This is a genomic window from Nonomuraea zeae (assembly GCF_005889725.1).
In the GTDB taxonomy this organism is placed as follows: domain Bacteria; phylum Actinomycetota; class Actinomycetes; order Streptosporangiales; family Streptosporangiaceae; genus Nonomuraea; species Nonomuraea zeae.
Genome location: NZ_VCKX01000703.1, coordinates 1 through 983, shown reverse-complemented (window position 1 = coordinate 983; position 983 = coordinate 1). Strand labels below are relative to the sequence as shown.

At 75.2% G+C, this 983-nt stretch carries 2 protein-coding genes; both read left to right on the top strand.

Annotation, left to right across the window (positions count from 1 at the left end):
- A partial coding sequence (locus ETD85_RS62490) for a hypothetical protein (protein WP_206059665.1) occupies nucleotides 1–419 on the top strand: 419 nt, incomplete at its 5' end.
- Nucleotides 416–983, top strand: a 568-nt coding sequence (locus ETD85_RS62485) for a hypothetical protein (RefSeq protein WP_206059664.1), incomplete at its 3' end; no start/stop codon positions are given. The genes ETD85_RS62490 and ETD85_RS62485, both read left to right, overlap by 4 nt.

Here is a 983-nt window from a genome sequence, read left to right as displayed (position 1 = left end):
GCGAGGAGGTGGGGGGTGAGGCGGACCCGGGCGGGCCTCGGGTCGACGCCGGCTCCCTGCACTGGCGCGAGACGGCTCCGGCCGTCGTCTTCTCCGTGACCAGGCCGCTACTCGCACGCTCCCTCGGCCCGCGCACGCTCGCCGCCGCCTGCCTCGACGAGGACGGGTGGCGGGACCTGGAGATCGCCGGCACCGGCTACGACGCCGCCCGCCGTACGGTCACCGTGCTCCTCGCCACGCCGCCGCCCGGCGTGCCCGTACGGCTGATCGTGCGCGGCCGCGGCCCCGCCTGCGTGCTGGGCGAGGACGGAGTGCCCCTCGCAGGGCTCACCGGAGGGCTGCCCGGCGGCGCGTCGGAGGGCGACGACGCGGTGCTGACCACTGTCGCGCCCCGCTACGAACAGGAGGACACCCCATGACCGACCCCGGCTCGACGCCGGAACGGGGCAGCCTGGCCAGACTGCACCCGATCGATGGCATGCTGCTGCGCTCCACCCACCTCGAACGCATCCAGGGGTATGCGGCCTCCCTGTCCGCCGCGCTGGGCCGGGCGGGCGGCCACGGGGTGGTGAGCGGGTACCGGGTGCGCCTCGATCCCGTCAAACGTGAGATCGCGGTGGATCCTGGGCTGGCGGTGGACGGTCAGGGCCGTCCTCTGCTGCTGGAGGCGACCGCCACGGTGGACCTGTCGGGCCTGAGCCCGGGCCCGGCCGACCTGCGCCTCGTCGTGGCCACCCGCGCCGACGTGCCGTTCGGGCAGGAGGAGATCTACGGGGAGCTGTGCGGCGACCCCGTCGGCGCCCCCGCTCCCCAGCATGCCTACGTGTCGGAGTCGGTACGCGTCGAGGTGCGGCCGGTGACGGTCGGCTCCGTCGACGCCGCGGACCTCACACTTCGCTCCCAGGTGGCCAACGCCTGGTTCGAGCGCGAACGCCAGGAGGCCCGGCCCTGGATCAGCGTCGACGACGCCACGCCCCTCACCG